Annotated in this window: 12 protein-coding genes; 4 read left to right on the plus strand and 8 right to left on the minus strand. The window is 67.2% G+C overall.

From position 1 onward, the window contains the following. Positions 1-34 precede the first annotated feature (34 nt). Entirely contained in the window at positions 35-1,015 is a 981-nt protein-coding gene (locus C2R22_RS00575) for a D-2-hydroxyacid dehydrogenase (protein ID WP_103423846.1), read from the minus strand. 219 nt (positions 1,016-1,234) lie between these two features. Between C2R22_RS00575 and C2R22_RS00580 the strand changes: the two genes are divergently transcribed. Together C2R22_RS00580 and ilvA are read left to right on the plus strand one after the other, a co-directional pair. Beyond that, entirely contained in the window at positions 1,235-2,527 is a 1,293-nt protein-coding gene (locus tag C2R22_RS00580) for an amidohydrolase (RefSeq protein WP_394342373.1), read from the plus strand. Further along, positions 2,505-3,776 (plus strand): threonine ammonia-lyase, encoded by a 1,272-nt coding sequence (ilvA, locus tag C2R22_RS00585; RefSeq protein WP_103423847.1) that lies wholly within the window; start codon positions 2,505-2,507, stop codon positions 3,774-3,776. The genes C2R22_RS00580 and ilvA overlap by 23 nt, the downstream gene beginning before the upstream one ends. A 20-nt stretch (positions 3,777-3,796) precedes the next feature. Here the strand turns inward: ilvA and C2R22_RS00590 are convergent, their stop codons facing one another. Next, positions 3,797-5,155 (minus strand): aminotransferase class III-fold pyridoxal phosphate-dependent enzyme, encoded by a 1,359-nt coding sequence (locus tag C2R22_RS00590; protein WP_103423848.1) that lies wholly within the window; start codon positions 5,153-5,155, stop codon positions 3,797-3,799. 102 nt (positions 5,156-5,257) lie between these two features. Next, positions 5,258-6,871, minus strand: a complete 1,614-nt coding sequence (locus C2R22_RS00595) for a BCCT family transporter (protein WP_103423849.1) — start codon at positions 6,869-6,871, stop codon at positions 5,258-5,260. Between the two features lie 371 nt (positions 6,872-7,242). On the opposite strand from C2R22_RS00595, the gene C2R22_RS00600 reads away from it, so the two are divergent. Next, complete coding sequence (locus tag C2R22_RS00600; protein WP_245902839.1) at positions 7,243-7,932, plus strand: hypothetical protein; 690 nt, start codon at positions 7,243-7,245, stop codon at positions 7,930-7,932. Between the two features lie 9 nt (positions 7,933-7,941). Here the strand turns inward: C2R22_RS00600 and C2R22_RS00605 are convergent, their stop codons facing one another. From C2R22_RS00605 to C2R22_RS26025, 5 genes are all read right to left on the minus strand, one after another. Further along, positions 7,942-8,328 (minus strand): Rid family detoxifying hydrolase, encoded by a 387-nt coding sequence (locus C2R22_RS00605; protein ID WP_103423850.1) that lies wholly within the window; start codon positions 8,326-8,328, stop codon positions 7,942-7,944. Positions 8,329-8,341: 13 nt separating this feature from the next. Beyond that, entirely contained in the window at positions 8,342-9,763 is a 1,422-nt protein-coding gene (locus tag C2R22_RS00610) for an aspartate aminotransferase family protein (RefSeq protein WP_103423851.1), read from the minus strand. A 73-nt stretch (positions 9,764-9,836) separates the two neighbouring features. After that, positions 9,837-10,643 carry an IclR family transcriptional regulator gene (locus C2R22_RS00615; protein ID WP_103423852.1) on the minus strand — a complete coding sequence of 269 codons (807 nt, stop codon included), beginning with the start codon at positions 10,641-10,643 and terminating at the stop codon, positions 9,837-9,839. 930 nt (positions 10,644-11,573) lie between these two features. Then, the gene (locus tag C2R22_RS00620) at positions 11,574-12,365 is read right to left on the minus strand and encodes a mandelate racemase/muconate lactonizing enzyme family protein (RefSeq protein WP_245902840.1); all 792 of its coding nucleotides are present in this window, start codon (positions 12,363-12,365) and stop codon (positions 11,574-11,576) included. 36 nt (positions 12,366-12,401) lie between these two features. Beyond that, positions 12,402-12,725, minus strand: a complete 324-nt coding sequence (locus C2R22_RS26025) for an enolase-like domain-containing protein (protein WP_245902841.1) — start codon at positions 12,723-12,725, stop codon at positions 12,402-12,404. Between the two features lie 154 nt (positions 12,726-12,879). Between C2R22_RS26025 and C2R22_RS00625 the strand changes: the two genes are divergently transcribed. Then, positions 12,880-14,460 (plus strand): amidase, encoded by a 1,581-nt coding sequence (locus C2R22_RS00625; RefSeq protein WP_245902842.1) that lies wholly within the window; start codon positions 12,880-12,882, stop codon positions 14,458-14,460. The last annotated feature ends 26 nt before the right edge of the window (positions 14,461-14,486 follow it).

A 14,486-nucleotide genomic window follows, 5' to 3' on the forward strand; every position in this document is an offset into this window, starting at 1 on the left:
CCGAAACACGCCCGCGAGGGCGTGTCGGACCCGGTCAGTCCTCGCTCGGTGCGAGGACCAGGTTCTCCAACTCTTCGCCCGTGTCGAGTCGTTCGACGTTCCGCGCGACGATGTCGGCCAGTCGGTCCCAGTGTTTCGGGGTGTGACCGCCCGTGTGAGGCGTGATGAGACAGTTCTCCAGGTCCCACAGCGGATGTTCGCTCGGGAGGGGCTCGGGGTCGGTCACGTCCAGCGCCGCCCCGCGAATCTTGTTCGAGCGGAGCGCCGCCACGAGTGCGTCGGTGTCGACGATTCCTCCCCGCGCCGTGTTGACGAGAACGGCTTCCGGCGGCATCGTCGCCAGTTCCGCCTCGCCGATGAGCCCGCGCGTCAGGTCGTTGAGCGGGCAGGCGACGACGACGTACTCGCTCCGCGAGAGCGCGTCGTGAATCGCGTCCTCGTCGAAGCCGACGACTTCGTCCGTCGGGCCGCCCTTCTCGGGCGTGTAGCGGACGCCGATGGTGTCGACCTCCATCCCCTGCAGGCGCTGGACGACGGCTTCCCCGATGGAGCCGAGGCCGACGACGGTCACCGTGGAGTCGGTGAACTCCCTCGACTGGAAGTGCCGCCACTCCGAGCGCTGCTTGCGCCGCCACCCCTCGTGGAGGCGGCGAGCGAAGACGAGCATGTTCCCGACGGCCTGTTCGGCGATGCCGGGCGCGTGGATGCCGCCGGCGTTCGTCACCCTGATCCTCTGCTCTTCGAGCGTCTCTTTCGGGAGGTGGTCGATACCGGCGAACGTGCAGGCGAACACCTCCATCCGCGAGTCGACGACGAGGTCCTCGTCGATGGTGATGCCGGTGACGACCCGCGCTCTGGGGGCGAGTTCGCGCTCCTGCTTCGGGGTACGGGCGAGCGCGACCCGCCGGTCGGGGAGGCGTTCGCGCAGCGTCTCGGCGTACGATTCCATCGACAGGCCCTCGGTCCCCTCGCGGAGGACGACGACGTCCGGGTCGGGGTCGGTGTTCTCGCTCATGGGTGGGTGGCTCCGCCCCGCCCGTCAGAACCCGGATACGGCCCGTCGCGAGTCGGTACCGGCTGTCGCCGACAGGGTCGGCGACGACCGGGACACAGTCACGACAGCCCGTCCGAGACGACGGTCGGGTCACGTACGCTTCCGGTCGGTTGGTGCCGGCTTATGCTTTTTCGTCTCCGCCGTTCGGTATTAAGTAGATGGAGAGTGGTAGTGAGAGCCATGGTCGAGTCGATTCATGAGCCGATTCGTGAGCGACTGCCCGAACTCAGACGCGAACTCCACCGATATCCGGAGCCGGGGTGGTGTGAGTTCCACACGACTGCTCGCCTCGTCGAGGAGATCGAACGGATCGGCGTCGACGAACTCGCGGTCGGTCCCGACGCGTACGACCCCGCGGACCGGATGGCGGTCCCGTCCGACGACCGGCTGGAGGAGTGGTACGACCGCGCCCGCGACCGGAACGTCGACCCCGCACTCCTCGACAAGATGGCCGGCGGGAACACCGGCGTCGTCGCCGTCCTCGACCGGGGTGACGGTCCCGCCGTCGGCCTCCGCGTCGACATCGACGGGCTGTTTATCAAGGAGTCCGAGGACCGAGAACACCTCCCCGCACAGGAGGGATTCAACTCGGAGACCGGAGAGACGATGCACGCCTGCGGGCACGACGCCCACATGACGTGGGGGCTCGCGACGCTCGAAGCCATCAAGGAGAGTGACTTCGACGGTCGACTCGTCGTGTTCTTCCAGCCCGCGGAGGAGGTTTCCGGCGGGGGGCATCCGATGGCCGAAAGCGACTACGCCGCCGATCTCGACTACCTCTTCGCGGTCCACGTCGGCCTCGACCACCCCACCGGAGAGGTCGTCGCCGGCATCGAACGACCGTTGGCGATGTGTCACCTCGACGTCGACATCCGGGGAACGTCGGCCCACGCCGGGAAGGCCCCCGAGGAGGGGAACAACGCCATCCAGGCGCTCGGCACCGCCATCGAGAACGTCTACGGGATCCCGCGACACTCAGCGGGGATGACGCGGGTGAACGTCGGCCGGGTCGAAGGCGGGACCGCGAGCAACATCGTCGCCGAGCAGGTCACCGCAGTCGCGGAGGCCCGCGGCGAGACGACGGCGCTCATGGAGTACGTCAAATCGGAAGTCGTCCACCGGTTCGAGACGGCCTCGGAGATGCACGGCTGTCGGGCGGAGGTGGACGTGGTGAGCGAGAGCCCCCGGGCCGACAGCGACCCCGAACTCGCCGCCGTCGTCGAACACGTCGCCCGCGACACCGACGGCGTCGACAGCGTGGTCTCGTTGGCCGACTTCGGGGCCAGCGAGGACGCGACGTTCCTCATGGAACGGGTCCAGGAGGAGGGCGGCCTCGCCACCTACCTCGTCGTCGGCACGGACCACCCGACGAGTCACCACACCCCGACGTTCGACGTCGACGAGCGGAGCCTCCCCATCGGCGTCGAGGTGCTGACGGGCGCCATCCTGGCTGTGGAGGAAGGCGAACCGTGAGCGGCGCGCAGGTCCCCCCGCGTCGGACATCGTCACGCTCGCCGACGTCGAGGCCGCCCGCGACCGCCTCGACGGCGTCGTCCACCGGACGCCGCTCGACACTTCGACCACCCTCGCCGAGCGCTGTGGCGCCGCGGCGGTCGGGCTCAAACTCGAAAACACCCAGCGGACGGGGTCGTTCAAGATTCGCGGCGCGTACAACGCGATGGCTCGACTCTCGGACGAAGAACGCGAGCGTGGTGTCGTCGCCGCCAGCGCCGGGAACCACGCGCAGGGCGTCGCGCTCGCCGGCCGACTGCTGGGCATCGACGCGACCATCGTCGTGCCCAGGGTGACGCCCGCGGCGAAAATCGAGGCGACGCGCGGCTACGGCGCCGAGGTCGTCGTCGAGGGCGAGAGCTACGAACCGGCGTACGAGCACGCGCTCGAACTCCGCGACCGGGAGGAGAGAGCGTTCGTCCACCCGTTCGACGACCGGGACGTCATCGCCGGCCAGGGGACGGTCGGCCTCGAACTCCGCGAGCAGTTCGACCCCGACACCGTGCTCGTCTCCATCGGCGGCGGCGGCCTCATCTCGGGCGTCGCGACGGCGCTGAAGGCGCACGTCCCCGACACACGAGTCGTCGGCGTCCAGCCCGAGGGGGCGGCCCACGCCGGGCCCTCGCTCGAACGCGACGCCATCCACCGTCTGGACGAGGTCGACACCGTCGCCGAGGGTATCGCCGACGCCCGCCTCTTGGAGAAGACGTTCGCCGTGATACGCGAGCGGGTCGATAGCGTGGTGGCGGTGACAGACACGGACCTCGCGGTGGCGTCCACGCTGTTGGCCGAGCGGGCGAAAACGGTGGCAGAGGCGGCGGGTGCCGCCCCGGTCGCCGCGCTCCTCTCGGGCGCCGTCGACGTCGCGGGCGAGCGGGTCGCCTGCGTCGTCTCCGGCGGCAACACGAACCTCTCCGACCACGCCGACCTGACGCGGGTGGGGCTGATGGAACTCGACCGCTACGTCGAGGCGCGCCTCGCGCTCCGCGGGTGGCCGACGAGCGTCGGCGACGTGACCGAGACGGTCGAAGCGGAGGGAGCCGAACTCGACGAACTCGAACGCGCGCGGCCGACGGCGGCGGACGACCCGAACCGAACACCGGTTCGAATCGGCCTCGAAGGCAGCGGCGCGGAACACCTCACGGGCGTGCTCAGCGCGCTCGACGACCTCTCACCCGTTACCGTGGTCGACCACAGCCTCGACGAGTAGCCGAGTCCGCGGTCGGAGTATCAGGCGGTCGCCGTCGAGGCGACGGCGTCCATCGCCTCGCGGAATATCTCCGTCCCCATCTCGATCTCCCGCTCGGTCACGTCGAGCGGCGGGAGGAGGCGGATCGTCTTCTTCCCACAGCCGAGGGTGAGCATGCCGCGGTCGAGCGCGGCCTTCACGACCGCGTTCCGTCGCTCGGCCGAATCGAACTCGACGGCGAGCATGAGCCCCTTCCCGCGGACGTCCTCGACGTGGTCGGGCGCGCCGTCGCGGAGTCGTTCCTTCGCCTCTTCGCCCCGTTGGGTCGCGTTCGCCAGCAGGTCGTGCTCCTCGATGGCTTCGAGGGTGAACGCCCCGTACATCGACGCGAGGATGTCGCCGCCGCCGAACGTCGACCCGAGCCGGTTCTTCTCGCTGGGGAAAATCTCCGCTCGGGACACCGTCGCGCCGACCCGCAGTCCCTTCGCCGCGCAGATGACGTCCGGGTCGATGGCGTAGTGGTTCGACGCCCACATCTCCCCCGTTCTCCCGACGCCCGACTGTATCTCGTCGACGACGAGCGGGATGTCGTAGGTGTCGCAGACGTCGCCCACCTCGGCCATGAACGACTCGCTCGGGAAGCGGTAGCCGCCCACCCCCTGGATGGGTTCGAGGACGGCGAAGGCGACCTCGCCGGGGTCGATGTGCCCGCCCTCGGGCGCGAGCATCGACCGGAATCGCGACTCCCCTCCCGCGAAGAACCCACAGTCACACGTGTCGGGGGTACAGCCGCGGTCGTCACAGAACGGAACGGTCTCGATACCGGCGACCTGCGGGTAGTGCCGCGTGTAGACGTCCTTCGCCTTCGTGAGCGAGAGCGTTCCCAGCGTGCGGCCGTGGAAGCTCCCCGAGAAGGCGACGCCGTACTGTGCGGCGGGGTTGTGGTCGTGGGTGATCTTCATCGCGTTCTCGACGGCCTCCGCGCCCGAGTTCGAGAGGAACACCGTGTCCATCCCGTACTCGTCCGAGACGTCGACGAGGCGGTTCATCAGGTGGCTCGAACTGGGGAAGTCGGCCGTCGCGGGGTCGGGCCCCGCACCGAAGTACAGGTCCTGGCCGGCGATCTTCAGCGGCTCGACGAGGTCGAACTCGCGGAGCTTCGAGAGCACCTTCTCGTTGTCGTAGCCGAGCGGCGCGGCGCCGATGTGGCACGTGAAGTCGAGGAGGACGTTCCCGTCGACGTCGGTGACGAACGGCCCGTCCGCCTCGGCGGTGATGTCCCAGACGAAGTCGTGGGAGTACTCGCTCGGGGCGGCACGCTCGGCGTGAAACTCGATCCACCGCTGCGCGTTGGGACCGGGCAGCGCCTCCGCTTTCGGTTCCGCGGTGTCCCTGTCCATACACAGAAGGTGTATCCGGTGTCAATTAAATCTTGGTACAATTTCCCTGAAGATGTCGGAGGAAGCCGAGGGAGGGGAGACGCCGACGGGGCGAGCGGGCGGTCAGTCGTCGTCCTGTGCGACCACCCGCCCGGAGGAGCCGTCACTCTTGCTCGGCTTGCCGAAGATGTTCGTCCGGTCCTGGAGCAAGACGCCGCCCGTCTCCTTCTGGAACGTCCGGATGAGCCCGAGCATCGCGACGAGACAGACGACGGCGAACGGCGCGCCGGTGATGATGGCTGCCGACTGGAGCGCGTTCACACCGCCGACGACCATCAGGATGGAGGCGACGAGCCCCTGCAGCACGCCCCAGAAGACTCGGTTGATAGAGGAGGGGTGCTCCTTCCCGCCGGTGGTCATCATCGACACCGCGAGCGTCGAGGAGTCCGCCGACGTGACGAAGAACGTCGTCACGAGGAGCAGGAAGGCGAAGAGGAGCACCGTCCCGACGAGCGGGAGCGCCCCGAAGAGGACGTAGCCCGAGACGGATTCGCCGTACTCGGTGACGGGACCGAGGAGGTTCGCCGCCCCCGTGTGCTGCATGATGACCGCCGATCCGCCGACGATGGCGAACCAGGGGATGGTCGCCATCGACGTCGCGCCGATCCCGGCGAAGGCGACCTCGCGGACGCTCCGGCCGCGCGAGATACGGGCGATGAACAGCCCCGCGAAGGGCGACCACGCGAGCGGCCAGAGCCAGTAGAAGACGGTCCACGCGTTCGCCCAGTCGCCGCCGTTCGTGAAGTCGGTGTAGAGGCTCGTCTGGAAGAACTCGCCGACGAACCTCCCGGTCGCCTGCGTGCCGAGTTCGAGGATGCGCACCGTCGGGCCGAAGATCAGCGTCGCGACCATCAGCAGGAGGAAGAGGGCCATGTTGAAGTTCGACAGCCGCCGGATACCCTTGTCGACGCCGAGCACCAGCGAGATGGTGAAGATGACCGTCATCCCCGTGATGACGAGGATGGTTCCGATGTCACCCAGTTGAACCCCCCACTGGAAGTCGAGGCCGGTGATGAACTGGCTCCCGATGAAGCCGAGCGAGGTGGCAACGCCCCCGAGCGTCGCGAACACGGCGAGGATGTCGACGATTTTCCCGACCGGACCGTTGACGTTGTCCGCACCGAGGACCGGCGTCAGCACCGCCGAGACCCGCAGCGGGGCGTCGTAATTGTAGACGAAGTAGCCGATGCCGATGCCCATCACGGTGAAACACGACCACTGGGTGAGACTCCAGTGGAAGATGGAGTACTGCACCGCGACTGGCATCGCCGCCGCCGACTCCGCCGACACGTCGTAGATGGGCGGGACCGTCGAGTAGTGGAACAACGCCTCGGCTGGGCCCCAGAAGACGATGCCGGCGGCGAGGCCGGCGGAGTACATCATCGCGAAGTACGAAAAGTAGCTGTACTCGGGGTCCTCGTCACCCATCCTGAGTCGGCCCCAGGGTCCGAAGATGAGGAAGCCGAGGAAGAGTACGAACCCCAGCATGACGAAGAGGAAGAACCAGTTGAAGTGTGCGAGGATCCACACGCGTATCCCGTCTACGACGTTGTACGCCGCGTCCGGACTCACCGCGAAGGCGACGACGAAAAGCAGCGTGATGGCCGCCCCGGCCCCGAAGATGGTCGGCTCGATTTCGTCGAGGAACTCGCTCACGGCACCGCCGGAGGTGCTCACCGCGAACCACCTCCGCGTCCGAGTCGGTGGTGATCAGACTGTACTCCGCGGTCGTATCGTCGAGTGCGTTTGGGTACTGGCATGAGACTGCCCTCCGCTACCATGGTATTCGGTGCCGTCCGTCACGACAATTGTCAATGTAGTAGATAAAACTTGTGGTAATCGGTTCCGGTGAGTACAGTTTTCGTGTATGTCCGGGCGCCTCCCTGGCGACACCGGCGTCCACGTCCGCCACGCCATCGGTCGCGCCGCCTCCCATCGCTGTACACAGTTTTCACTCCTCACGAGACGCGAGAAAACCCTCGATACGCCCCGCTCTCGACCGAGCGAGCGGCGTAACGCTTAATCGTGACGGTCAACGAAAACCGTGTATGAAGAACGCCGATGCCGACGCCGATGCGGACGGGGACGCCGGGACGCCTGCGGACGAGCCTCGAGCGACGGACCTCGCGTTCTCGGCCGACCGCGACCGCGGCATCCTCACCCCCAGCGACCGGGAGTTCCTCCTCGGCCGGAAGACCGACTACACCGAGCACTCGAAGAAACAGAAGCGCAACCGCATCCGCCGCCGCCTCCGGAACGCCATCCTCGACTTCACTATCCTTTTCGAACACCTGGAGGCGCGCGACCGCGAGACGGTGTTCAACCCCGACGACGAGAACCGCGAGGCGTACACCCGGGGCATCACGGACATGCTCGCCTTTCTCCACCTGGGGACGATGGGCTATCACACCCCGTTCAAACACATGCTCGCGACGGGCGTCAACAGGGCGGAGCAGGAACTGGCCGACTCGGAGTACCGGATGGTGACGGTCGACTTCAACGTCGACCCGGTGGGCCGAATCGACGTCGACGCCGTCGTCGACAAACTCGACTCGGGTGCGTTCGACGACCTCACCGACGAGGAACTCCGCGCGTTCGTCCGCCTGCTCGGCGAGTCGGACGACTTCGACGCGACGGCCGTCCGCTCGGAGATGAAAGCACAGATGACGGCGTTCCTCGAACGGGTCGACGCCGCGGCCGAGCGCCGCGAGCGCCGGGTCGAAGAACTGAACGACTGATCGCCCGACTCAACCCAGATACGCGACGGCGTCCATCTCGACGCGGACCTCTCCTGGAAGGCGCGACACCTCGACGCAGACTCTCGCCGGCGGGTCGTCGCCGAACCGGGCGCCGTAGGCTTCGTTCACCCGGTCGTAGTCGTCGAGGTCGGTGAGGTAGACGGTCACCTTCACCATGTCGTCGAGGCCGTCGCCGCCCGCCGCCCTGACGACGGCGGCGACGTTGTCGAGGACCCGTTCGGTCTGTTCCTCGATGGCTCCCGTCACCTCCTCGCCGGTTTCGGGGTCGACCGGGCCGTAGCCGGAGACGTACAGCGTGTCGCCGGCGCGCACCCCCTGCGAGTAAGGGTTGTCGTTCCGCGGTGCGTCGTCCGTGACGACTGGGTCTGTGGACATCTCGCTCCCCCGTTCAGGCGTGCTGTGCCTCCGCCGTCACGGTCTCGATGCCCTCGACGACGACGTCCATCGCCGTCTCGGCGAGGTCCTCCGTGAGGACGAGCGGGGGGAGTAACCGGAGGACGTTGCCGTGCCGCCCCGCCTTCCAGACGAGGACGCCGTGCTCGAAGCAGTAGTCCTGAAGCGCGTCGGCGGCGTCGCCGTCCGGGTTGCCGTCGCTGTCGACGAACTCGCAGCCGACGAACAGCCCCTTCCCGCGCACGTCGAGGATGCGGGGGTTGTCCGCGGCGACCTGTGAGAGGCGTCCGCGGATGTACTCGCCGAGGTCGCGGGCGTGTGCGAGCAGGTCGTGTTCCTGGATGTACTCGATGGCGCGGGAACCGGCGCGCATCGCGACGACGTGGCCCCGGTAGGTGCCGGCGTGGTCGCCCGACCCCCACGTGTCGAGGTCCTCGTGGTAGATCGTCGCCGAGAGCGGGAAGCCGACACCGCCGAGCGCCTTGGCCGTCGTCATGATGTCCGGCGTGACGTCGTACCACTCGGAGGCCCACCACTGTCCCGAGCGACCGAAGCCGCTCTGAATCTCGTCGAAGATGAGCGGGATGTCGTTGGCGTCGGCGAGTTCGCGGAGACCCGTCAGGAAGCCCTCCGGCGGGACGATGACGCCGCCCTCGCCCTGGATGGGTTCGACGAAGATGCCCGCCGGGTTGGCGAGGCCGCCGTAGGGGTCTTCGAGTATCTCTTTCACTTCTCGAAGCGCCCGCGCACACGAGAACGACTCACAGCATGCGCCCCCGTCGCGCGGACACAGCGCCGCCGCGTCCCCGTTCGAGTCGGTCGCAGGCGTCGGGTACTTGGCGTGGACGACGTCCGACAGCAGCGGGGTGTACTCGCCCTTGAACTTCTTGTTGCCGGTGAGGCTCATCGCGCCGCTCGTCGCGCCGTGGTACGCGCCGCGGAACGCGATGAGGCCGTCGCCGCCGGTGTTGTACTTCGCGAGTTTGATGGCCGCCTCGACCGCGTCGCTCCCCGTGGGACCGCCGAAGACGACGCGGTTCTGGCCGCGAAGTCCGGGCGGGGCGATTTCGTCGAGTTTCTCGATGAGTTCGAGCCGTGCCTCGGTGGGGAAGTCCACGGTGTGGACGAGTTTGTCCGCCTGTTCGTGGACCGCCTCCATCACGTAGGGGTTCGCGTGGCCGACGTTCAACACGCCGATACCCGCGAACATGTCGATGAACGTGTTGCCGTCCGCGTCGCGGACCGTCGCGCCCTTGCCCTCCTCGAAGGCGACTGGAACGTCCTCGGGGTAGGCGACTGCGCTCGAATCTATCTCGCGCTGTCGCTCCAGCAGTTCGCGCGAGTTCGGCCCGGGGACCGCGTCCACGTCCGGTGCGTCGTCGTAGTGTAACTCGTCGATCGGTGGACTCGCGACCATGGTTCGAACCACGAAAAACATCCATAAAAAATTTGTCCACGTTTTCCATGGAGAGCGTACACAGATTCCGTACTCACTCTTCGGTCGCGTCCGACGCCGGTCGATACAGCTGTTCGACCTCGCGCTCGAACGTCTCGACGGCCCGCGAGAGGAGGTCGGCCTGCGTCGCTCGGACCTCGTCGTCGACGAGGTACTCCGGTCCGCTGAGGTTCAGCGAGCCGTACACTTCCCCCCGCGGCGACATCACCGCCTTCCCTATCGCCCAGAACCCCTCGATGGCCTCGCCACGGTTCTCGGCGTAGCCCCGCTCGCGTACCCGTGCCAGTTCCTCGAACAGTTCCTCCTCGGTAGTGATCGACCGCTCCGTCGCCGCCGGGAGCCCCCACCGGTCGATGATGGCGCGGACGCGTTCCTCGTCGTACTGGGCGACGATGGCCTTCCCGGAGGCGGTCGTGTGGACGTGGAACGGGCTGCCGTCGATGAGAAACCGCGGGATGTTCGAGAAGTCGAGGTTCCCGTACAGGGAGACGACGCGGCCGTGTTCCTCGACGGCGAAGTCGACCTCCATCGTCGACTCCTCGGCGAGTCCCGCGATGACCTCCTCGGCGATTCGGTGGTACTCCTTGCCCGTCCGAACGTAATCGCCGAGGTGGCAGAACTTCGCCCCGAGGTGGTACCGGTTGTCCTCGTTGACGACGTACCCGTACTCCGAGAGCGTGCGGAGGTGGCTGTGGACGGTGCTCTTGGCCAGCCCCGTCGCCTCGACCAACTGGGACAGGCTTGCCCCCCCGAGTTCGAGAATCTCGTCGACGAGCTGGAGCGAGGCGGCCGTCGTCTGTAGCACCTGCGTTCCCTCCGTCCGTCCCCGGCGTTCTGTCATACTTCCTCTGGAACGGCAATCCCTATAGACGTTCGTGACCGAGTCGGCTCCCGGTGCTCGTTCGTTCGGACATGCGGGACGTTCTTATACTTCGACCGCGAAACTATGTGGTATGATAGCACGAAACTCGGACGAAACTCGTCGCTGCTCCTCTTCATTCCCCTCGGATGCGCCCGTCATGGCACGCCCATCTCTTATAAACGTCCGTCTCTCGAGAACCGTTCGAAGGCACTGAACGTTTCAGGTGGAGCGTATCCCGAGCGTCCCGAGAAGTTTCGTTTCGAGTCGCTACTGCGTTCGTGAGAGACGAACATTTATAAATAGCCGTCGTACCGCCGACATATATTCCGTTACAATAGTATCGATGTAAATGACTACGTCGTGATGCGCGTATCGCGCCGACCGACGTCTTCGACCCCGTCAACAGAACAGAGATAATTAAATCTTTCGACGAGTGAGAACAAAATTTGCGATATTTGGTATTAACCGGAGATAAGGTCTAATAGTTGTGTAATACTCTAGATATTCAAAAATACTACTATAGTTAGGCTACCCTCGAAATAATCGTGAACTAAAGAGAATGGCATCGGGGTTCTCACTGATTCCGCTCACGTCGGTTATCCTTACTACTGAACGCCCCGAGCAGACGTGCTCCAGTGAATTCAACTATTTCTATCGATGTAGTTCGTCGGTCGTTTCCGGAGCGTGCGGTCACGCGGGGACGGCGAAGTTCTCCGACTCCCGTCGAGTGAGACGCCCCCCTCGGTCGTTCATCCACCCTCGGGCGCCGTCGCTCGATGACGTCGAGCGGTTCGAAGGGCAGCATGAGCACCGGCGGTTCAGTCGACGAGCGACGGGTCGGTGTCAAGGTGTGTCCCCGTCCCGTCATGATCTCCGCTCACGCCCGTCGGCGTGTGGTTCCGTCGTCACTCACGGCCGCTTCAGCGCGCCGTCCGCGTCGAACAGACTGTGGCTGTCCTTCGGTTCGCCGGGGTGAGCGCGCGCGGCGTCCTCGTCGAAGGTGACGCCGAGACCGGGTTCGTCCGGGACGGCTATCGCCCCGTCTTCGACCTCGAACTCGTGCTGGATGACCTCGTCGCCCCACGGGACGTCCCGGCTCATGTGTTCGAGGATTTCGAGGTTCTCGAACCCCGCACAGAGGTGTAACGAGGCGGCGGTGCTCACGCCCGCGTTCGGGTTGTGCGGCGCGATGGTCATGTAGCGTGACTTCGCGATGGCCGCGGCGTGCTGGATGTCCTGGAGGCTCCCGTAGTTCGTCACGTCGGGCTGGATGATGTCACAGGCCTGCTTCCGGACGATCTCTTCGGTCGTCTCGTTGTTGTAGATGCGCTCGCCCGTGGCGACGGGCACGTTCACGTGCTGGGTCACGTCCGCCATCACCTCTCTGTCCTCCAGTTCGACCGGCTCTTCGAGGAACATGATGTCGTACTCCTCCAGGGCGTTCGCCACCTCGATGGCCCCGCGTCGGGTGAACCGCCCGTGGCAGTCGAGGCCGATGCCGACGTCCCAGCCGACGGCGTCGCGGACCGCTTCGAGGAGGTCCGCGACCTCCTGTATCTGGTCGTCCGTCAGCGAGTACTCGTAGTGAGCGAACGGATCACACTTGAGCGCCGGATACCCCTGCTCCTCGACGGCCTTCTTCGCGTGGTGCGCGTAGTTCTCCGGCGTCCGCTCGCCGATGTGCCACCCGTTCGCGTACACCGGTATCTCGTCGTGGACCTTCCCGCCGAGGAGCTTTCACACGGGTTCGTCGTAGTACTTCCCGGCGATGTCCCACAGCGCGATGTCGATGGCGGCCGCGACGGCGTTGATGAGCTTCCCGCCGCGCCACGCGAACGGGTAGCGCCTGAGTTTGCGCGAGATGGCCTTTCGGTTGAGCGGGTCCTCCCCGATGACGTAGTGCTTGTGCGCCTCCGTCGTCGCTTCGAGCGCGGCGGTCAACCCCTCCCCGCTCAGCGCCTCGCCGATGCCGTGTATCCCCTCGTCCGTCTCCACCTTGACGAAGAACCAGTTCCGCCAGTCGGCGTCGACGACGAACGGCTTGACAGCTGTGATGTTCACACGCGACTCACGAGAGGCGACGGCAAAGTTCCTCGGGAGGACACCGGGGTTGCCGACTTCAGCCTCGTGTGCGTGCGTTCACCTTCGTCCCCGGACGACCACGCTCCGCACTCTCTCGTCCGGGGACCACCCGAACGGTTATGTCCCCCTCGTGGTGTGTGAGTGGTATGTCCTGTACGACCTACCGTCCGCCGTCACGACAGAGGGGTCGCTGGTGACCCCGTCGCTCCCGCCGGTCTCACCCGACCGGGTCGCCGAAGCGGGCGAGTCGCTCGGGTTCGACCTCACGGACGCCGAGGCCGAGCGGTTCACCGACAGCGTGAACGCCGAACTCGATGGGTACGCCGCGCTCGACGAACTGGCGTCGCCGGACGCCGCCCGGGACGTCACGGTTCGCGACGTCACCCACCCCGGGGAGGGGGACGACCCGCACAACGCCTACGTCACGCGGTTCGTTCTCGACGGGGCCGACGGCCCGCTCGCCGGACTGGACGTGGCGGTGAAGGACAACCTCGCCGTCGCGGGCGTCCCGATGACGTGCGGGTCGCGCGTCTTCGAGGGAGTGATCCCCCGGCGGAACGCCGTCGTGGTCGACCGCTTGCTCGACGCGGGCGCTCGACTCGTCGGGAAGACCAACATGGACGAACTCGCCTACGGGCCGACGAGCGAGACGAGCGGGTTCGGCCCGGTGACGAACCCCGCCGACGCCGACCGGGTCGCGGGCGGGTCGTCCAGCGGGAGCGCCGCGGCCGTCGCCGAGGGGTCCGCGGACCTCGCCCTCGGGAGTGACACCGGCGGGTCGGTCCGCATCCCCGCGTCGTTCTGCGGCGTCGTCGGCGTCAAGCCGACCTGGGGAACCGTCCCCCGCGACGGCTTCGTCGACCTCGCGCCGTCGCTCGACCACGTCGGCACGCTCGCGCGTGACGTCGAAACCGCCGCGCTCGGCCTCGACGTCGTCGGGGGCTACGACCCGCGCGACCCCGCCTCCGCCATCGCCGACCGGACGGGCGTCGGCGCGTGTGCCGAGGCGCTCTCGTCCGCCCCATCACCCGGCGACCTCTCGTTCGGCGTCCCCGACGAACTGCTCGCTGATCACGTCTCCGACGCGGTCCGCGAGCGGTTCGAAGCGGCGGTGTCGTCGCTCGAAGCCGCCGGCGCGACGGTCGAAGCCGTCTCGCTCCCGACCGTCGCCGACGCCGTCTACGTCTGGAACGCCATCACCAACGTCGAGTTCGCCGCCGCGCTGCGCCGTCGCTCGCTCCCGCTGGACCGCCCCGGCCCCTACGACCTCGCGCGCCTCGACGCGACCGCCGCCCAGCAGTCGACTGCCGGCGTCGGCTTCGGCGACGTCGTCCGCGAACGGGCGCTGGTCGGTGCGGTTCTCCTCGACCGGTACGGCGGTCGGCACTACACCCGCGCGCGGAACGTCTGCGCGACGCTCCTCGCGGAGTTCGAGGCGGCGCTCGACGGACACGACGCCCTCGTCGCGCCGACGATGCCCGTCGTCGCCCCCGAACTCGGGGCCCAGAAGCCCCACAGCTACGGCGAGAGCGAGGGGCTGGACGTCCCGCTCGCGTACAACACGAGACCGGCGGACCTCGCGGGCGTCCCGGCGGTGACGGTCCCCGACGGGGGGGACGGCCTCCCGGTCGGCGTCCAGTTCGTCGCCGGTCGGTGTGAGGACCGCGCGCTCCTCCGGGTCGCGCGGGCGTTCGAGCGGGTCAGGGACGCGTAGCGTCGTCGCGTCTCCGCACCTCCCGC

This window comes from Salinigranum rubrum, from assembly GCF_002906575.1.
GTDB lineage: Archaea > Halobacteriota > Halobacteria > Halobacteriales > Haloferacaceae > Salinigranum > Salinigranum rubrum.